We start from the raw sequence: 19290 nt of genomic DNA on the forward strand, positions 1-19290 counted from the left end.
GGTAAATATGTCCGGGTTTAACCGTGGACTCTACGAAAGCGAAGTAAATTCGACCTCGTGACGGTAGACATCGGAGTCGATCGCCGCGCTGTTCCTTCTCGCGGTGCCCCCGACGCAGGGCACGGTGTGTTCGGTGCTGCGGACTCCCACTTTGGTTGCGTCGTTCGGGCCTTCTCCACCATGTTTCCCGGCCACCGCTTCGGCGGCGGGGCATTGGCGGTCTATCTCGACGGGCAGCCCGTCGTCGACGTCTGGAAGGGCTGGGCCGACCGCGACGGTGAGGTGCCGTGGTCGGCGGACAGCGCCCCGATGGTGTTCTCCGCGACCAAAGGCATGGCCGCCACGGTCATCCACCGGCTGGCCGATCGCGGGTTGATCGACTATGACGCGCCGGTCGCCGATTACTGGCACGCCTTCGGCGCCAACGGCAAGGCCAAGATGACGGTGCGCGAGGTCATGAAGCACACCGCGGGCCTGTCCGGTCTGCGCGGGGCCACCCAGGAAGAGCTACTGGACCACGTCCTCATGGAGGACAGGCTGGCCGCGGCGTCTCCGGGGCGGCTCATGGGCAAACCGGCGTACCACGCGCTGACCTTCGGCTGGCTGATGTCCGGGCTGGCCCGCGCGGTCACCGGCAAGGACATGCGCGTGCTGTTCCGGGAGGAACTGGCCGAACCGCTGGGCACCGACGGATTCCACCTGGGCCGCCCACCCGCAGGATCGCCCACCCGGGCAGCCGAGATCATCATGCCGCAGGACATCGCGGCCAACCCGATCCTGACGTGCGCGGTGCAGCGGATCGCCAACCAATTCTCCGGCGGCTACCGCTCGATGTATTTCCCCGGCGTCATCGCCGCGGTGCAGGGCAACATGGCGATGCTGGACGCCGAGATCCCCGCGGCCAACGGCGTCGTGACGGCCCGCGCGCTGGCGCGGATGTACGGTGCGATCGCCAACGGCGGAGAAGTGGACGGGACCCGGTTCCTCTCCCGGCGGCTGGTCGCCGGTCTGACCGGCGAGAAAATCATCCAGCGCGACCGCAACCTGTTCGTACCGATGGCTTTCCATCTCGGCTACCACAGTCTGCCGATCGGCAACGTGATGCCCGGATTCGGTCACGTCGGCTTGGGCGGCTCGGTCGGCTGGAACGACCCGGAGACCGGGGTGGCTTTTGCCATCGTGCACAACCGGTTGCTGACGCCGTTCGTGGCCAGCGACCACGCCGCCTTCGTCGCGCTCTACGCGATGATTCGCAAGGCGGCAGGCACGGCCCGCAAGCGTGGGTACCGGCCGGTGCACGGGCTCGGCGCGCCGTACACCGAGTCCGGGCAGGTTGCGGGATAGCTTGGGTTACGGACGCCGCGTAGTCGTCGGCCGACAGCAGTGCCACACTTCCGTGCTCGGAGAAGTTTCGACGGGCGCTCATACCCCTCGAGCCTGTACTGCGGTGAGACAATCGGACGATGGATCAGGTTGACAGGCGGATTGCGGACGCAACCGAGACGCTGCAGCAGCACGGCGCGGTGTTTGCCTACCTGCACGGCAGTCGAGCCTCGGGCACTGCCCGCCCAGATTCCGATGTCGATATTGCGGCCTATTTCGACGGACAGCCCCGAGAGGCATTCGAGGTTCTGCTGCCCGCCGGTGTCGACCTGGTGATACTCAATCGCGCTCCTCTCGAACTCGCGGGCCGGGTCGCACTGCACGGGAAGCTCTTGTTCGAGCGGGACCCCAGTGCTCGTGTGGTGTGGGAGGCGACGACACGCAAGATCTATCTCGATGAGCTGCCGCGGCTCACGGGCGCTCACCGGGACTTCGCTGAAGCGATGCTGCGCCGTGGTGGATGACGTCCGCGTTTTCAGGCTGCTGCGTGCTGTCACTGATGATCTCGGTGTTTTGCATCAGGAAACCAACGCTGGTGAGGAACGTCGCGCCGATCCGATGTGGCTACGCGGCGTGAAGTACACCTTTGTCACGTCCATCGAGGCGTGTATCGATATCGCCCAGCACATCTGCTCGGCGCAGGGTTGGGGTCCGCCGGCTGACAATGGCGACGCCATGAAAGTACTCGGGCGCCACGGAATACTCACGGCTGAAGTGTCCGATGCCATGCGCAAGGCTGTTGGGTTCCGCAATGTCCTTGTGCACGAGTACGTCGCGGTGTCGGATGAGATCGTTGTGTCCCGGCTCGGCGATCTGCGTGACCTCGAGCAATTCGTCGCGCAGGTGACCACTTTTTTGCGTGGCTGATGTCCCGGGCTGGCCCGGGCGGTCACCGGCAAGGACATGCGGGTGCTGTTCCGGGAGGAATTGGCCCGGCCGGCCCCGGTTTCGGCGGGTGCACCGGGCTCGGCGCGCCGTACTCCGAAGCGGGAGCCGTCGCCGGGTAGCTCGGCTTACGAATCTTCCAGGCGGAAACCGACTTTCATGGTCACCTGGTAATGCGCGATGGCGCCGTCTACCAGGTGACCGCGAACGGATTCCACCTCGAACCAGTCCAGGCCGCGCATGGTCTGCTTCGCTCGTGCCAGACCGCTTTGAATGGCCGCGTCGACTCCGTCCGGTGAGGTTCCGACAATCTCGATCACGCGGTAGGTGTGATTGCTCATCGCGTCCCCTTCAAGCTCCGCTGGTCTTGCGACCATATACGGGCTGCTGGTCAATCCAGGCTTTCGAATGCGGCGATTTGCTGTCGGGTGACCGTGAGTGGATCGGCGCCGTCGTGCACGCGTCGTTCCCAGTCAATGGTCCATGTCACGGCGTCGCGGAAGCCCAACCGGTTGCGCCAGCCGAGTTCACGTTGCGCCTTGCCGGCATCGAGTGCCAGCAGGTTCGCCTCGTGGGGATGGTCACCGGGTTGGCGGTCCCAGTGCGCGCCGCCGCCCCACAAATCGGCGGCCAACGTCGCGACCTGTCCGACTTCGACGAAGCTGTCCCGCCCGGGCCCGATGTTCCACTGGCCCAATCCCGAACCGTCCAGCAGCGCGTCGGCGATGGTGAGATAACCGTTGAGGCAGTCGAGCACGTGCTGCCAGGGTCGGACGGCGCGCGGGAACCGCAGCAGCGGTGCCTGGCCAGTCGCGTAGGCGCGCACCAGGTCTGGAAAGAGCCGCTCATGGCTGACATCGCCGCCGCCAATCACGTTGCCGCCGCGGGCAATAGCGGTGGGGCAACCGGCAAAGCTACGGATCCAGGACTGAGTCAGCAGATCTGCCATCGCTTTTGAGGCGCTGTAGGGATCATCGCCGCCGAGCGGATCGGTTTCGACATAACCGGCTTCCTGGTCGACGTTGCGGTACACCTTGTCGGTGGTGATGACCACGTGCGCGCGCACCGAAGGGGTGGCACCCACCGCTTCCAGCACGTTCAGGGTGCCCATGGCGTTGGTTTCGAAGGTGCAGCGCGGATTGCGGTAGGACTCACGAACCAGCGACTGGGCAGCCATGTGAACGACCACGTCAGGAGCTGAGGCTGCAATCCGCGATGCCGTGGCCTCGGCGTCGCGGATGTCGACCCGGTGATCGGCGACAAAGTGCTTGCCGAGGCCGGCACGATCGAACAGGCTGCCCGCAGGCGGATCAAGAGCGAGTCCTGAGACCTGATGCCCCCGACTGAGCAGGAGCAATGCGAGCCAGGGGCCTTTGAAGCCGGTGTGCCCGGTGATCAAGTAGTGCACGACTATCGCCCGAGTGCGCGCTTAGGTTTCGGCAAAAGAATGTGCACGGGCGACTCCTTCAAGGGATGCGTCGGCGAAAGCCACATACTATGCGCGAAGGGTGGCCCCTCAGGAGACGAGTACACGCCGTCGGCATCGGCCCGTTGTCGTTACTTGGCTAGGCAATTTGGTCCGAAAACGCCGCGTGCCGGCCTAGAAACTCGTAGGCTACCCACAGGTAAGCTTCAGGGCCATGACAATGTCGTCATGCTGACACCCTGAGCGCGGTTGGGGAGATTTGGGCAGGCGGTCTCGTATGGCAACTCAATCCGTGGAACGCATCTGCATCATCGGCGGTGCGGGGCATGTCGGTCTACCGCTCGCACTAGTGCTCGCGGATGTCGGATACCACGTCGACATCCTGGATACCAATGCGGCGGCCTTGAAGTCCATCATGGCCGGTCGGATGCCATTCATCGAGAACGGCGCCGAGGAGCTCCTCGAGCGGCTGTTGCCCACCGGACGCATTTCGGCAACCACTGACGCGTGGGCGGTAAGAAACTCCGACATCGTGATCTGCGTCGTCGGTACACCCGTGGACGAATATCTGACACCGCAGGCGCACACCTTCTTTCGCATCATCGACGAAATCAGTCCCTACTTCCACGACGGACAGACCCTGGTGCTGCGAAGCACCGTGTATCCGGGCTTGAGCCAACGTGTCCACGACATGTTTCAGCAGCGCGGGATCGGGGTGCACGTCACCTTCTGCCCCGAGCGCATCGCCCAGGGACACTCGCTTCGGGAGCTGCGGGTCATACCGCAGATCATCAGTGGGTTCGACGCTGAAGGACGCCGGATCGTTCGCGAGCTCTTCTCCCGGATCAGCACGGAGATCATCGAAGTCGAGCCGCAGGAAGCTGAGCTGGCGAAGCTGTTCTGCAACGCCTACCGCTACATTCAATTCGCGGTGGCCAACCAGTTCTATTTACTCAGCCGTGAGGCGGGGCTTGACTTCGACCGCGTCCACCATGCGGCGACCTACAAGAACAGTCGTGTCGACAGCCTGCCCAAAGCCGGCCTGGCAGCCGGTCCTTGCCTGCTGAAGGACACCATGCAGCTGGCGGCATTCAGCAACAACAACTTCATGCTGGGCCATTCGGCCATGCTGATCAACGAGGGTCAGCCGCAATTCATCGTGACTATGCTCAAACGCCGGGTTGATCTGCGTGACAAGACCGTTGGTCTGCTGGGCATGACCTTCAAGGCCGATTGCGATGACACACGGGACTCACTGAGCTTCAAGCTTCGGCACTTGTTGATGCTCGAGGCCAAGAAGGTCATGTTGCACGACCCGTTCCTGGACGGTCCGGATTACTACCCGCTCGACGTCGTGTTGGCCCGTGCCGACGTTCTCGTCGTCGGCGTGCCGCACTCCATCTACCGGGGGCTCCAAATCCCGAAAGACAAGATCATCGAGGATGTTTGGGGCTGCCTAGAGATAGGGGAGCACCGCGAAGACGAAACGGAAAGTCCAGACGTCGTTGAGCAGGAAGTGGACCAGACTGATGCGTTCTTGGCGACGATGGGTACGGGAGCAGCGGCCGGGTGAAGGTTCTCGTAACTGGCAGTGCCGGATTCATCAATGGTTACCTGATCGAGGAGTTGCTGAACGCCGGCCACGAAGTCGTCGGAATCGACAACTATTCGAAGTACGGCAAAGTAACCAAGAGCTACGACGACCACCCCCGCTACCATTTCGTCGAGGGCGACGTCAAAGACCTTGATCTGATGTTTCGCCTGGTTGAGGGTTGCGATCAGATGGTCGCCAGTGCGGCCCGCATCGGCGGCATTACCTACTTCCACGAGTATGCCTACGATCTGCTCGCCGAGAATGAACGCATCGCGGCCGCTCACTTCGACACCGCAATACAGGCATATCGCAAGGGCTGGCTCAAGAAGATCAACGTGATCAGCTCGTCAATGGTATTCGAAAACGCCAGCGTCTTCCCGACGCCGGAGAAGCACATCACCGAATGCCCGCCTCCGACAAGCACTTACGGATTCCAGAAGCTGGCGTGCGAATACTTTGCGCATGGCGCGTTCGAGCAATACGGTCTGCCCTACACAATAATCCGGCCGTTCAACTGTGTGGGCACCGGCGAGCAGCGCGCGCTGGGCGGCCGCGAGATTCCAAGCGGCAACGTGAAACTTGCCATGAGTCACGTGGTGCCCGACCTGGTCCAGAAGGTGGCAAAGGGCCAGGATCCATTGCATATCCTCGGCGATGGTTCCCAGGTGCGGCACTACACCTACGGTGGCGACCTGGCTCGCGGTATCCGCATATGCATGGAGCATCCGGCCGCGCTCAACGGTGACTTCAATCTTTCCACCCCTGAGGCCACGACCGTATCGCGACTCGCTGAAGTCATCTGGAAGAAGATGCGCCCGGACGTTGAGTTTCGCTATGTCAGCGATCCGCCGTTCGAACATGACGTCCAATTGCGCTCACCGGATGTCCATAAGGCGTCTGAGATGTTGGGGTTCGAGGCGACCACCACACTCGATGCCATGTTGGATAACGTCATACCCTGGATCGTTGACGCCGTTGCGGCCGGGACCATCTGAGGTGCAAGGGTCTTGGTACTAAAGCGCGATGCAGATCGCAGGTAAGCCCGAGCCTTCGCTACCCGCCTCCGACATGCCAAACCAGGCAGAAACGGCACCCAGGCGCGGCCACGCAGTCAGTGCTCTGGGGGCTCGCATGTGCCGATCGGTCGACCCATTCGTGCCGTGGGTAACCGGGTTGATCCTCATCGGGACGTTGATCCGCATCCCGCAGCTGTCGCACCGCCTCAACGAGATGCACGAGTTCCGGCAAACCCAAACGACCTATGTGGCACTGGAATTCGCCCGCCGCGGCATTGATCTGATGCACACTCCCTTGCCTGTATTCGGTCCGAACGCCGACGTGCCGATGGAGTTTCCCCTTGCCCAGGGCGCAGCGGCGCTGCTTATTCGCCTCGGTCTTGGGCCTGACTCAGCGATGCGCATCGTCGGGTTTGTGGGGTTCCAGGCTTCGGCGATTCTGTTGGCCCTGCTGGTTTACCGGTGGCACGGGAAGCTCACCACGATTGTGGCATTGGCGCTATTCGAGCTTTCGCCGTACGGATTGGCATGGGGCGCGGCCGCGCTCGTAGACTTTCCCTCCGTTGCGCTTTCGCTCGGTATGGTTGTCGGCCTCGACTCCTGGTTTCGCAGCCGGTCGGGAACCGGGCTGATTCTGGGTTCGATCAGCGCGTGGCTGGCCTTTCTCGTCAAGACGACCACTCCACCGGCATGGCTTGTGCTTGTGCTGGTTTCGGCTGCGTCGGCATATGTGACGAATCGGTCGTGGCGCCGCGTGGTCGTCGGGTTGGCCGCCGGTCCGGTACCCGGTGTTGCGCTGGGACTCGCGTGGGCCCGGCACGCTGACGCAATCAAAATTCACAACCCGGTGGCGCAGTACTTGACCAGCGCGCAGCTGGCGGATTGGAATTTCGGGTCCCTGCATCAAAGGTTGGACCCGATTTCCTACACGCCGGCACTCGCCAGGATCGGCTTGGAGATCGCGGGACCGTTCTTTGCGGGGTTGGTTTTCGTGATGCTCGGCATCAATTGGGCCCCAACGAAACTCGAGCGTTTTCGCCGCGCCGGATGGCTTGCTACCACGCTATTCGGACCGCTGCTGCTTTTGAATCTTTACTTCACTCACAGCTACTACCTCATCGCCGTCTACCCCGCGGTCGTCGCCGCCGTCGGAATCGGGATTGTTGCGGTCGCTCAACGAGCGCGATCGAAAACGGAGGTTTTCGCGGCCGCCGCGAGCGTGCTGGTCGTAATCGGCTCAGCGGTCCCGATCTACAACCCCTTGCAGTGGGCGATGGCTCCCACACCTGACCTCGATGCGCAACGCGTGAAAGCCGCCACCCACCCCGACGATCTCATCGTGGTGATGGGCTGCGACTGGGACCCCACGATTCTGTATTACGCCGATCGGCGGGGGCTGATGTTGCCGGACTGGCTCCTTCCGTATTCTAGTAAGGTTGATCAGGTATGGGCCAGAGTGAAGATCAGCGACTACCGCTACGTGTTCACCTGCAACCCTCGCCTGGAGATTGAGAAGTATTTGCCGTCCGGCTACTCGGTGATCCCAGGACCAGCACCGGGGCTGTGGAAAATCAATCGGGCGTGAAAGCCGAGGTGCCGCAAGCACTCTCGAAGTCAAGAGTGCGTCCCAACGGAGCCAGGGGTTGGCTCAGCACCACATTGCCTTAACCAAGGCATGCGGATCGTGTCATCGAGTGATCAGCGGCCGCTCATGGTTAACCTGCTTGAAGAGCCATCGATCAAGTATCAAGAAGCGGCCGATCCATACGATCCCGAGGCCAAGCAGTTGCGCGGTGAGGACGGCGGTGCACCGGACGAACGTGGTTCGATCCGCTGTCGCGTGGTCGATGATGTTGGTGAACCTCCTAGCCAGCGAGACACCGAGCATGACAACGAGCCAAAACACGACCACGTGATTGCGTAGATTTTCTCGCGCCGTCATGCGCCACACGAAGTACTTATTGGCAAGAAATTGGGAACGGTCACGATAGCCGCCGCCAGCAGTGACGCCTCGGTGTAATTGCCCAGGTAGGGAGCGAGGACTTGGAGAAGGCCCTGCCCCAACGGTACGAAGGCGGCTGCCACGCATGTGTACCGCAGTTTCTTCTGCGCCTCGTGCGTTTTGGCGCACGCGACCAAGCCCCCGCCGAACCCCATGTCTGTAAACTACTCAAGATCGGTGCTTTTGGGGCTCGAACTCGTAAAGACAGGATCGGGGCGGGCCCGGCTAGGTGCAGCTCCTGCGACCGCTGAGTAGCGGTTGAGGAAGCCCGCCGTTGCCGAAGTGGTCGCGCTCGGGAAAAGCTCAGAGTGTGCTGGCCGAATCCCTACCTGTGACCAGCGGCCAGTTCGTTGTTCCCGGGTGGGGTGCGCCGGGGTGGTTCGGCGCAAGGGTTCTGCGACGCGCTGGTGGTCCGGAGGCAAGAGACTACAGGCTTCCCCCCGTTGGGCCAATTCAACGAGCTGACGTACAAGTGTGATTTCCGATGAATCGTCTACGGCAACCGCTGCGTGGACCTCACCTGCGTAAACACGCCGTACCAAAAGATCCAACTGGGTATTCGACGGAAACGCCGGTAGGGCGACCGGAAATTCCGTACGCTCGTCCCAACAGAGTCAACACCCTGGGCGATGGTTGCTGAGCGCCTCAACCTGGGTTGGGGGACGTCCGGTCGATGAGGGGAGGGGTGGTTCGCGTGGTGGGTCAGGGTCAGCGGATTTGTGTGGTGGGTGGTGCTGGGCATGTGGGTTTGCCGTTGGCGTTGGTGTTGGCGGATGTGGGTTACAGCGTGGATATTTTGGATACGAATGTTGGGGCGTTGAAGTCGATTATGGCGGGGCGGATGCCGTTTGTGGAGAACGGGGCGGAGGAGTTGTTGGGGCGGTTGTTGCCGACGGGTCGTCTTGCGGCGAGTACGGATTCGTGGGTTGTGCGGAATGCTGATGTGGTGATTTGTGTGGTGGGGACGCCGGTGGATGAGTATTTGACGCCGCAGGCGCATACGTTTTTCCGGGTTATTACTGAGATCAGTCCGTTTTTTCGTGATGATCAGACGTTGGTGTTGCGCAGTACGGTGTATCCGGGGTTGACGCAGCGTGTTCATGATTCGTTGCGGGAGCGGGGGATTGGTGTTCATGTGACGTTTTGTCCGGAGCGGATCGCGCAGGGGCATTCGATTCGGGAGTTGCGGGTGATTCCGCAGATCATCAGTGGGTTTGATGAGGAGGGGGTGCGGGTGGTGCGGGAGTTGTTCTCGGGTATCACCGGTGAGATTATTGAGGTGGAGCCGCAGGAGGCGGAGCTGGCGAAGCTGTTTTGTAATGGGTATCGCTACATTCAGTTTGCGGTGGCGAATCAGTTTTATTTGTTGTGTCGTGAGGCGGGTTTGGATTTCGATCGTGTCCATCACGCGGCGACATACAAGAACAGTCGGGTGGATAGTCTGCCGCGGGCGGGGTTGGCGGCGGGTCCGTGTTTGTTGAAGGACACGATGCAGTTGGCGGCGTTTAGTAACAATAATTTCATGTTGGGGCATGCGGCGATGTTGATCAATGAGGGTCAGCCGCAGTTCATCGTGAATATGCTCAAGCGGCGGGTTGACCTGCGCGACAAGACGGTGGGCATTTTGGGGATGACGTTTAAGGCCGATTGTGATGACACGCGTGATTCGCTGAGTTTTAAGCTGCGGCATCTGTTGATGTTGGAGGCCAAGGAGGTGATCCGCCATGACCCGTTTTTGGACGGGCCGGATTATTTCCCGCTGGACACGGTGGTGGAGCGCGCTGATGTGCTGGTGGTGGGGGTGCCGCACGCGCAGTATCGGGGTTTGCGGGTTCCGCGGGGCACCATTGTGGAGGATGTGTGGGGCTGCTTGGACGTCAGCGAGCTGGACCAGAGTGCGTTGAATGGGGCTGAGTTGGCCACGCTGGGTGCGGGGGTTGGGGCCCGGTGAAGGTTCTGGTCACCGGGAGTGCGGGGTTCATCAACGGCTATGTGGTCGAGGAGTTGTTGCGGGCCGGTCATGTGGTGGTCGGCATCGATAACTATTCGAAGTATGGTCCGGTCGCCAAAAGTTATGACGATCACCCGAACTATCACTTCGTGGAAGGTGATGTCAAAGACGTTGATCTGATGTGCCGGCTGGTGCAGGGTTGTGAGCAGATGGTGGCCAGCGCGGCCCGTATCGGTGGTATCACCTATTTCCACGAGTACGCCTATGACCTGCTGGCCGAGAATGAGCGGATCGCGGCGGCGCATTTTGATACCGCGATCTATGCCTATCAGAAGGGCTGGCTGAAGAAGATTAACGTGATCAGCTCGTCGATGGTGTTTGAGAACGCCAGTGTGTTTCCCACCCCGGAAAAGCACATCACCGAGTGTCCGCCACCGACCAGCACGTACGGGTTTCAGAAGTTGGCGTGTGAGTATTTCGCCCGCGGTGCTTATGAGCAGTACGGGTTGCCGTATACGATCATCCGCCCGTTCAATTGTGTGGGCACCGGTGAGCAGCGGGCGTTGGGTGGGCGTGAAATCCCTTCCGGGAACGTGAAATTGGCGATGAGTCACGTGGTGCCCGATCTGGTGCAAAAGGTCGCCAAGGGCCAAGATCCGCTGCACATCCTCGGCGATGGCACCCAGGTGCGCCACTACACCTACGGTGGTGATCTGGCCAAAGGCATCCGCACCTGTATGGAACACCCGGCCGCGCTCAACGACGACTTCAATCTCTCCACACCCCACGCCACCACCGTGCTCGAACTCGCCGAGGCGATCTGGACCAAGATGCGCCCCGAAACCCCCTTCCGCTACGAAAGCGACCCCCCCTTCGAACACGACGTCCAACTCCGCACCCCCGATGTCCACAAAGCATCCGAAGTACTCGGCTACTCCGCCACCACCACCCTCGACACCATGCTCGACGAAGTCATCCCCTGGATCATCAACGCCGTCCACACCGGCACCATCTGACCCACATGGGTGCTAGTCGCAAGAACCACGAATTTGCCGTGGGCGGCAATGGTTTGCAGCAACTCTATCGCCAGCGGTTCGGTCATAACCTCGAGGCGAGATCGGCGCTGTGGGGTGTTTTAGTGCGTGATTTCTTCCAAGGCTGGATCAAACGCAGCGACACTGTCGTCGACTTGGGTTGCGGATACGGCGAATTCCTCAACCACATCAAGGCGGCACGAAGAATCGGTGTCGACCTGAATCCGGACAGCGGCAAACTTCTGGAACAAGGGATCGAGTTTCACCAATGCCGAGCCGATGATCTCGGTTTCCTCGAAGATGGATCGGTCGACGTCGTCTTTACCAGCAATGTACTCGAGCACTTGCAGGGTAAAGCTGAAGTCGAGCGCACCATCGCCGAGGCCAGGCGAGTGCTCAAGCCTGGCGGGCACTTCATCGCCCTGGGCCCGAACGTTCGCTTGGTTGCTGGCGAATATTGGGATTTCTGGGACCACGTGGTGCCGATCAGCGACCGCTCGCTGATGGAGTTGCTTGGCATGCACGAGTTCAACATCATCGACACCCATGGTCGCTTTCTGCCGTACTCGACGTACTCCCCGTTGCCACAAGCGCCCTTCCTCGTACAGCTGTATCTCCATTCGCGCTTAGCGTGGCCGTTGTTCGGCAAACAATTCCTGATCCGAGCCCAGAAGCCGGTCTCACCGTCGGACGAGGACCGCCTGATCAGCGTGGTCATTCCGGTATACAACGAGGGCGAGAACATACAGACATGCCTCAGCAGGCTGAGCGCGACTCTGGCTGACACACCCCACGAGCTGATCATCTGCTACGACTTCGATGAAGACTCGACTCTGCCGGCAATCGAGGCAATGCCCGACCGGCCGGCCACCGTCCGCCTCGTCCGCAATGCCCTGGGCAAGGGCGTTGCCAACGCCCTGATTGCCGGCTTCGCCGCCGCACGCGGCGACGTGATCATCACCAGCATGGCTGACTTATCGGACCCGCCCTCGGTCATCCCGTTGATGGCGGCCAAGATCCGCGAAGAGGGAGCAGACGTGGTCAGCGGATCGCGGTACATGCCCGGGGGCTCTCAGACCGGCGGGCCGCGGCTAAAGACTCTGATGTCGCGGACGGCTGGGCTCAGCTTGCACTATGTGGGTGGTCTGGCGACCCATGATGCCACGACGAACTTCCGCGGATACAGCCGTCGTTTTCTAGATGAAGTCGCGGTGGAAAGTGTGCGTGGCTTTGAAGTGGGTCTGGAGCTGACTACGAAAGCGCATCTGTTGGGTTATCGGGTCGACGAGGTACCCAGCAGCTGGGAGGACCGGACTGCTGGTACCAGCAAGTTCGATCTCAAGGGTTGGCTTCCCTCGTATCTGCACTGGTATGGACTGGCCATGCGGGGGCCGCTGCTCCGCTGGACGGGTGGCGGCTTGGCCTCGCTCGGAGCTCTGGCTTTGCTCCGCCGACGCCGCTGCGGCTCCTGCGAATTCCCTTGGGACGCCGACGATTAGATGGCTTCAGGGGTCTTGTCGCGGCGGTCGCTGCTCTTGCCATCGCGTCGCTGGCGTCGGGCTCGATCCGGGTAGGAGTCATCGCGCTGGCCGTCCTCATCGCTGGCCGGATCGGGGAGTTGCACGCGCTGACAGCTCCTCGTCGGCATAGGCTCCCGGCATGAGTTCCTGGCCCGCGGCGTGACTGGGTTGGTGAGTCGGAGTGCGCGCGCACTCGCGGCGCAAGCGCTCGCATCCGACCGGATACTCATCACTGGCGCGTCCGGCTGGCTCGGCAGGACCGCCTTGGACTTGCTCGCCCCGCTGAACCTTCCAACCCTATGCGTGGCCAGCCGAGCCCGGATCATCCGAGTCGGTGATCGAGAGATCGGGTGCCGTGTGTGGGACGAGGAGGAGGTAGCCGCCTTCGCTCCGACGGTCGTGCTGGACTGTGCCTTTCTCACCCGGGACCGAATCGCAGGCATGCCACTCAACGACTACGTCGCAGCCAACCGCGCCCTGACCGAGCGCCTTGTGTACGCGACGAAGCTACCCGGCGTACGTCTTTCGCTCTCGGTCTCCAGCGGAGCAGCAGTCTACCCGCACGACGCTCTCGACGGCCCGATCGAGGACAACCCGTACGGCTACCTCAAGCGCGAGGCCGAGCAGCGCCTGGCCCAGGCCGCCGCCGAGAGCGCTGCGGTGCCCGTTATCGTGCGGGCCTGGAGCATCTCCGGTGCCCACATGCAGAAGCCGCAGAGCTACGCTCTGGGATCGATGATCCGGGCCGCCGACGCCGGGGCGATCCGGATCATGGCGCGCCGCCCGGTGTTTCGCCGGTACGTACTAGCCGAAGAGTTACTCGCTTTCGGGATCGCCGAGGGGGGTGTCGGCCCGGCCACGATTGACAGCGGCGGAGAGCTGGTGGAGATGGCCGAGCTTGCCGCGCGGATCGTCGCGGTAGTAAACCCTGGCGCGGTGATCACCCGCGATGAAGTCGACCCTAACGATCCAGACCGGTACCATTCCGACAGTCAAGATTGGGACAAGCGTTGCGCTAGTTGGGATTTCGCGAGTGCGCCGCTTGATCGTCAGATCGAGATCACCGCCCGCGGAGTGCTGGGCGGTGCCTGATCGGCTCGTAGGCATCGCATCCGCTTGTTCCGGCTGCTTTACATTCGACCCGCCAGCACGGCAAGCCCACGGAGAGCCATGTCGCCGTCAGGCGCGACCTTCGCCCGCCGATTGAGTCCGGATTGGATAGCGACGCGCAGGGGAGCGAAACGCTGGGCCACTCCGCCGCAAAACAGGAGCTCGTCCGTTGGTCGGAACCCGACGTCGACCGCCCCTTCGACGTACGGCGCTGCAACGGCGGCGACAAGCGCCCGTATAAGGTCTTCGGGGCTGTTCGCGTCCGTGATGCCCGACCAGCCGCCGCCAGCGGGACTGTGGAAGGTTGGATGGGCATGAGGGGGCCCGGGCCGCGCGGGCGTTGCGGCGGCCGCGGCGGCCCACTCCCATGCCTCGTCGTCGGCGCGACCGCGCGACAGCAAAGCGACTCCATGCGTGAGCGCGCGCCCCGCCGGCAGATGGGTCTTGGTGTGCAGCAGCAGTCCGTCAAAGTAGGGCCGGGTCTGGCAGCGATACCCGGCGTGCTCGTGGTCCAGTCGGGCCACCTGTCCCCCCGTGGAAATGTTGAAAGCGGTAACGCCCTCTGCGATTCCAGCTCCGAGCAACGCCGCCTGCTGGTCACCCACCGGAGTGAATACTGCTGCGCCCGAGGGGCGGTGGATCCCGACCATCTCGGGCGTAGGCGTCACACGGGGGAACAGGAGTCTCCCGCCCCCGACAACTTCGGTGATCCGCTCGGACCACGATCCGGCCCGGAGGTCGAACATTCCGGATGCGGCCGCGTCGGTGATGTGCTGCACGAATTCCGGCTCGCTGGTTAGCGCGGCTGCAACCCAGGACAGCAGGCTGTGTACGCGAAGACGCCCGTCGATCTCCGTGAGATCGGTTGCGTAGATGCCCGCTACGGGCAGACCCGATCGCAGCTCATTGCCGGCGGCATGCCAGACTTCCGACGGCTGTGTGTCGCGCAGTTGGTCCAGGTAGCGAATTCCGTTGCGCGCCAGTAGGGCTCGATTATCTTGGAAGGTGACTAGGGTTAGATGGGGCACGTTGCGATCGTCGGTGAGTGTCCAGCCGTGCATCTGGCCGCTCAGCAGGATCCGCTCCGGCTTCTCGGCACGGGGCAACACCGACGCGATGGCTGCCTCGGCCGCGGCCAGGACGGCAGCAGGGTCAACGGTGCGATGAGGCTGATCGCGCGAGATGAATGGGGGAAACGGGGATTTGCTCTCTGCGACGATGCCCTCGTCAGGGCGCAGGATTGCGACCTTGACGTAGGTAGCGCCCAGGTCAACGAGCAGCGAAGAGGGGGTCGCCATCCAAGTACTCCGAGACTGCGGCCGCCAGGGTGTCATCCAGAGGTTTCGGCACGATCCTGAGGTCGCCCTCGTCGTGCAACACGGCGAAATACATGACGCCTTTGCGCACCTTCTTGTCGCGTTTGAGCGTATCGACGAGTTCGCGCGCCGATGGAATGGTCTCGATGGTGTAGTCAGTGTTGGCAGCGAGCACCGCGCGTACCTTTGCGGCGGTTTCGGGGTTGGTCAGTCCCCACTTGACGCCGAGAAAGTTGATCAAATCCATGCCCCACATCACCGCTATGCCGTGTGGAACCTCGTTGTGGGTTAGCGCTTCCAGAGCATGGCCGAAACTGTGACCGTAGTTGAGCACTCGCCGAAGATCCGATTCGTGCTCGTCCTTCTCGATGACTAGACGCTTGCTTTCCAAGGCGTTGCGGATCATCTTCAGCACCTGTGGGTTGCGATGACCGTTATCGCGTAAGGCTTCGATGAGCTCATCGAAGAACGCACCCTCGTTGGTGAGCGCAAGCTTGTAGATTTCGCCGTAGCCGGAGTCAACCTCGATCTGCGGCAGGCTGTTCAAGAACTCAGAGCAAATGACCACGTGGCTGGGTGAATGGAACACACCGAGCTGATTCTTCAGTGGAAGCACGTTGATGCTGGATTTCGCTCCGATGCAGCTGTCTGCCTGGCTGAGCAAAGTGGTGGGAACGAATGTCCACGGGATCCCACGGTAATAGATGTGGCACGCAAAAGTGGCGACATCCTGTGTCACGCCACCACCAACCGCCACGATGTGCGCCGAGCGGGTTGCCTTGTTCTCCAGCAGCCAGTCGATGAAACAGCTTATGCCGGCCAGGGTTTTGCTCTCCTCATCGGCCGTCAGCCGGTAGGTCGGGTACTTCAGCAGTTCACTTAGATCGTTGCCATAGAGGTCCACCAAGGCCTTGTCGATAATCACAAAAGTCTCTGCGTCCGTGCCAATGAGTCCGGGCACGGACCCGACTTCGCCGACGAAGTCCACGGGGTAATCACCCTGCTCGGATTTGATGATCATCCGATCCCGGGTCACACGCACAAGAAACCTCCGTCGATCGCGATGGACTGTCCTGTTATATACGAATTCTCGGCAGATACGAGCCAGGAGATGAAGCGGGCAATCTCCCGCGGTTCGGCCAGACGGCCGACCGGAATGCGTTCGGCCAACGCTTGTAGCTGCTTCTCATCGTTGTTCTGGTAGGTGAGATCGGTGAGCACGAATCCCGGGGCGACGCAATTGGCCAGCACTCCGAACGGGCCGTACTCCACGGCAACCGACCGCACCATTTCCTCTATCGCGGCCTTCGATGCGCTGTAGGCGACCCGCCCCGGACGGGCGCGATGCGCGTAGACGCTTGAGACCGCCACCACTCTGCCGTATCCGGCGGCCGCCATTGGCGGAAGCAAGCCTTGCAGCAGCAGCATATTGGAGCTGACGTTGACCTGTTGAGTACTTGACCAGTTCTCCGTCGATAGCTCCCGCAACGGTTGCGGATTGTTGATGCCGGCGTTGAGCACCAAGATGTCCACGGCCTCGTCAAGGCCTGAGAGGTATGCGGTGACCGATTCGGGTACTGCCAGGTCGAGTTCCCGGCGCCCGGGTCTGAGAACCCGAATTCCCTTTGACTGCAAGGTGTCAGCAACGCTACGGCCAATCCCGCGTGCGGCGCCGGTGACGAGGGCCGTCGAAGGCACTGCCTTCAGAACCCGTGCTCGCGGACGAGCTTGCGCAGCTGGCCGGACCAGGTCACGGCTCGTCCTCCCCGTCGTTGGTACACAAACCGCTCCAGCTTAACCAGCGGCGAGCAGGCTAAGTGTACGAACCGGCTTGCCGCACGCACGATGCGCACGGGTTCAACGGCAAACACTTTCCAGGTTGGTGATGCCTAAGACCTAGGGGATGGATCTAGACTAGGCTGTTTCCCGCCGGCTGGGCTCAGCGCCTCGCTTCCTGCCGAACCTTCGACCTGAACTGACGAGAGCACACATGAGTTCACCCCTCGAGCTGTTTCGCGGTGCGGTCAACACTTTCCGGCATCAGTTTGCGGCCGTGACCGGCCAATCCGAGCGCACCATCCTGCTGGGCACCATCCTTCTGGCCTCGACCGTGTCAGCGGCGACTGGTTTCGTTCTGACGCAGTACTACTCCGTCGACGTGCTCAGTTCTGTTCTGTACCCTCCCCAGGATTGCTGGCTCGGCCTGCCCACAAACATAGGCCGGCACTGCTTCAACGACTACACCGCCGTGATAGCAGCGGCGATGCGGCCCAATCCTTGGGTGCCTTTGGATTTCTCGCACCCGGTCCTGGCGCCCATCAGATATCCGGCGGCTGGGATGGTGCCGCAAGTGGCCTTTGGGCTACTGGGTCAATGGTTGGGTGCGCCACGACTGGGGGTGTTGGGTTACCTGGTTGTTATGACGATCGCTGTCCTGACCCCCGCCGTCTGGGCCTCTCGTGGCGCACCCGGTCTGGAACGTGTAGTGATCTTGGTGGCATGCGGCCCTCTAGCCCTCCCGGCGTGGTTCGCTATCGATCGGGGCAATTCCGTGGGGTTCGTGGTGCCGATCGCGCTGGTCTTCCTGGTGGCGTTGTGTCGACAACGGTGGGGCCTCGTGGCGATCATGGTGGTGCTGGCTGCGCTGGTGAAACCGCAGTTCGCCGTCCTGGGTCTTGCTTTGCTGGCCGGCCGACAATGGCGATTGACGGGTATGGCTGTCATCGGAGGCGTGGTGACGAACCTCGCCGCGTATCTGCTTTGGCCGCAGGATTTTCCGCACACTATCCTGCAGTCGGTCCACAACCTCCCTGCAAACGATGCCGAGGAGGTTGTCGAGCTCAACAATGTGTCATTCACGAAGGTGCTTTTCGCATTCCCTGATTGGATCGCCGCCCTAAATAACGGTGGCAAGCTGCCCGACTTTCTCGCGGGCCCGAAGATGGTGCTTGGCTATGCCATCCTGGCCCTCGTCGCCGTTTGCGTGCTGGCTCTCGGACGGCGCATCCCCCCTGTCATGGCCGGCATCGTGCTGCTCGCCACCGCGTCCCTGTCCGAAACCGTGAGTTACCCCTATTACCTGGTGTTCGCATTACCAATAGCCGCGCTCGTTATCCGCGATCCGGATGGGCCGCCGGGCTCCGGGATCTTCGACGGGCTTGCTGGAGACGGCGGTCGCCGGCGGGTAGTCGGCATCAGCGTCAGTCTGGCGGCGGCGCTGAGCATCGCCGCCCCGGTTGCGTTGCCCGCCATGGGAAAGGCCTTAATCTGGATTGGGGGTCAGCCGGGTGTTATCGGGCTGATCGACAAGACACCAGTCGTCGCAACCTCGGCGACACTGAGCCCGCTTCTGTGGTTGATCGCGTGTGCGGCGATCATCGTCTCGTACACTCGCAGACCGGTTCCCGGCGCACCAGATGCCTCCACCACATCCGTTCCCGGTGAAGGTCAACAGACACATGGGGCAGCATCTCATGAGCAGAGCGGCTAAGCCGACGCGGCCAATGGTGTCCTGGCGGGGCGACTAAAAATCCCGGAACGATTCCGCGGCGGTGCGATACCGCGGGTCTTGCGTCGCCATCTGACACCAGACGCAGATCCTACTTCGTACAACATCAATTTCACCTGAGAGCCAGTATTCGCACTGCTCCCACACACTTCGATCGTCGTCTCCGCAAATCGTCGGATGCACGCTATAGGCAGCTCATCGCGAACAGAAACTCGGGAGCCATTGCGCGCCCCGAAGCCGAAGTCCGATCCGCTCGCTAATGGCGGCGGTCAGTGTGCAGCCACGACCCATTCAGCCAATGCGCGTATGAGATCAACGAGCTCGCAGTGAATCACGTGCCTCCCTCTATCGGCACCAGAGCCCGGGTCGCGCGCTGTGGGTTCCGGTCGAAAAGTGACACGGTGATGCCGGTGCTGACGCCGGCGAGCGGCGTCCGACGTGAGGGACGCCCGCAGGGAGTTAGAAAGAGAGCCCAAGACGCTCGGCGCAACAAGCGGAAAACGGCACTGAAACGAAGTCAACATAAAGAACCTCCAAAGTTCTTT

18 protein-coding genes and 1 pseudogene are annotated in these 19290 nt (G+C 61.9%); 13 read left to right on the top strand and 6 right to left on the bottom strand.

Annotated elements, in window-relative coordinates:
* Window positions 1-57 precede the first annotated feature (57 nt).
* The 4 genes and pseudogenes from lipL to ACX9NE_RS12820 form a co-directional block, all read left to right on the top strand.
* Window positions 58-1344, top strand: coding sequence for an esterase/beta-lactamase LipL (lipL, locus tag ACX9NE_RS12805; RefSeq protein ID WP_459364682.1), 1287 nt, complete (start codon window positions 58-60; stop codon window positions 1342-1344).
* Window positions 1345-1463: 119 nt separating this feature from the next.
* Entirely contained in the window at window positions 1464-1847 is a 384-nt protein-coding gene (gene mntA, locus ACX9NE_RS12810; RefSeq protein ID WP_459364681.1) for a type VII toxin-antitoxin system MntA family adenylyltransferase antitoxin, read from the top strand.
* Window positions 1780-2250 (top strand): type VII toxin-antitoxin system HepT family RNase toxin, encoded by a 471-nt coding sequence (gene hepT, locus ACX9NE_RS12815; protein WP_459364680.1) that lies wholly within the window; start codon window positions 1780-1782, stop codon window positions 2248-2250. The genes mntA and hepT overlap by 68 nt, the downstream gene beginning before the upstream one ends.
* Window positions 2238-2322: pseudogene (locus ACX9NE_RS12820) on the top strand (hypothetical protein); the annotation flags it as partial. The gene hepT and the pseudogene ACX9NE_RS12820, both read left to right, overlap by 13 nt.
* Before the next feature lie 74 nt (window positions 2323-2396).
* Here ACX9NE_RS12820 and ACX9NE_RS12825 read toward each other — a convergent pair.
* The gene (locus ACX9NE_RS12825; RefSeq protein ID WP_459364679.1) at window positions 2397-2609 is read right to left on the bottom strand and encodes a dodecin; all 213 of its coding nucleotides are present in this window, start codon (window positions 2607-2609) and stop codon (window positions 2397-2399) included.
* Window positions 2610-2659: 50 nt separating this feature from the next.
* Window positions 2660-3676, bottom strand: a complete 1017-nt coding sequence (gene rfbG / locus ACX9NE_RS12830) for a CDP-glucose 4,6-dehydratase (protein WP_459364678.1) — start codon at window positions 3674-3676, stop codon at window positions 2660-2662.
* A gap of 295 nt (window positions 3677-3971) precedes the next feature.
* Here rfbG and ACX9NE_RS12835 point away from each other — a divergent pair, with 295 nt between their 5' ends.
* The 7 genes from ACX9NE_RS12835 (at window position 3972) to ACX9NE_RS12865 (ending at window position 12790) form a co-directional block, all read left to right on the top strand.
* Complete coding sequence (locus ACX9NE_RS12835; protein WP_459364677.1) at window positions 3972-5267, top strand: nucleotide sugar dehydrogenase; 1296 nt, start codon at window positions 3972-3974, stop codon at window positions 5265-5267.
* Window positions 5264-6283, top strand: a complete 1020-nt coding sequence (locus ACX9NE_RS12840) for an NAD-dependent epimerase/dehydratase family protein (RefSeq protein WP_459364676.1) — start codon at window positions 5264-5266, stop codon at window positions 6281-6283. Before ACX9NE_RS12835 ends, ACX9NE_RS12840 begins: the two co-directional genes overlap by 4 nt.
* A gap of 136 nt (window positions 6284-6419) precedes the next feature.
* On the top strand, window positions 6420-7889 hold the full coding sequence (locus ACX9NE_RS12845) for an ArnT family glycosyltransferase (protein WP_459364675.1): 1470 nt from the start codon (window positions 6420-6422) through the stop codon (window positions 7887-7889).
* A gap of 90 nt (window positions 7890-7979) precedes the next feature.
* Window positions 7980-8228, top strand: coding sequence for a hypothetical protein (locus ACX9NE_RS12850; protein WP_459364674.1), 249 nt, complete (start codon window positions 7980-7982; stop codon window positions 8226-8228).
* Window positions 8229-8979: 751 nt separating this feature from the next.
* A complete protein-coding gene (locus tag ACX9NE_RS12855; protein WP_459364673.1) occupies window positions 8980-10257 on the top strand; it encodes a nucleotide sugar dehydrogenase in 1278 nt (425 codons plus the stop codon).
* On the top strand, window positions 10254-11273 hold the full coding sequence (locus ACX9NE_RS12860) for an NAD-dependent epimerase/dehydratase family protein (protein WP_459364672.1): 1020 nt from the start codon (window positions 10254-10256) through the stop codon (window positions 11271-11273). The genes ACX9NE_RS12855 and ACX9NE_RS12860 overlap by 4 nt, the downstream gene beginning before the upstream one ends.
* A 5-nt stretch (window positions 11274-11278) precedes the next feature.
* On the top strand, window positions 11279-12790 hold the full coding sequence (locus ACX9NE_RS12865) for a glycosyltransferase (RefSeq protein ID WP_459370719.1): 1512 nt from the start codon (window positions 11279-11281) through the stop codon (window positions 12788-12790).
* Here ACX9NE_RS12865 and ACX9NE_RS12870 read toward each other — a convergent pair.
* Window positions 12787-12915 (bottom strand): hypothetical protein, encoded by a 129-nt coding sequence (locus ACX9NE_RS12870; protein ID WP_459364670.1) that lies wholly within the window; start codon window positions 12913-12915, stop codon window positions 12787-12789. The two genes, ACX9NE_RS12865 and ACX9NE_RS12870, sit on opposite strands and share 4 nt — an antisense overlap.
* 67 nt (window positions 12916-12982) lie before the next feature.
* Here ACX9NE_RS12870 and ACX9NE_RS12875 point away from each other — a divergent pair, with 67 nt between their 5' ends.
* Window positions 12983-13903 carry an NAD-dependent epimerase/dehydratase family protein gene (locus ACX9NE_RS12875; protein ID WP_459377729.1) on the top strand — a complete coding sequence of 307 codons (921 nt, stop codon included), beginning with the start codon at window positions 12983-12985 and terminating at the stop codon, window positions 13901-13903.
* 38 nt (window positions 13904-13941) lie between these two features.
* On the opposite strand, the gene ACX9NE_RS12880 is transcribed toward ACX9NE_RS12875, so the two are convergent.
* The 3 genes from ACX9NE_RS12880 to ACX9NE_RS12890 are packed head-to-tail and all read right to left on the bottom strand — an operon-like array spanning window position 13942 to window position 16935.
* Window positions 13942-15219 carry an FGGY family carbohydrate kinase gene (locus ACX9NE_RS12880; RefSeq protein ID WP_459364668.1) on the bottom strand — a complete coding sequence of 426 codons (1278 nt, stop codon included), beginning with the start codon at window positions 15217-15219 and terminating at the stop codon, window positions 13942-13944.
* Window positions 15191-16258, bottom strand: a complete 1068-nt coding sequence (locus ACX9NE_RS12885) for a 3-dehydroquinate synthase (protein WP_459364667.1) — start codon at window positions 16256-16258, stop codon at window positions 15191-15193. Before ACX9NE_RS12885 ends, ACX9NE_RS12880 begins: the two co-directional genes overlap by 29 nt.
* 11 nt (window positions 16259-16269) lie before the next feature.
* The gene (locus ACX9NE_RS12890) at window positions 16270-16935 is read right to left on the bottom strand and encodes an SDR family NAD(P)-dependent oxidoreductase (protein ID WP_459364666.1); all 666 of its coding nucleotides are present in this window, start codon (window positions 16933-16935) and stop codon (window positions 16270-16272) included.
* Window positions 16936-17290: 355 nt separating this feature from the next.
* Here ACX9NE_RS12890 and ACX9NE_RS12895 point away from each other — a divergent pair, with 355 nt between their 5' ends.
* On the top strand, window positions 17291-18727 hold the full coding sequence (locus ACX9NE_RS12895) for a glycosyltransferase family 87 protein (protein ID WP_459364665.1): 1437 nt from the start codon (window positions 17291-17293) through the stop codon (window positions 18725-18727).
* Window positions 18728-19290 lie beyond the last annotated feature (563 nt).

This window comes from Mycobacterium sp. ML4, from assembly GCF_054515735.1.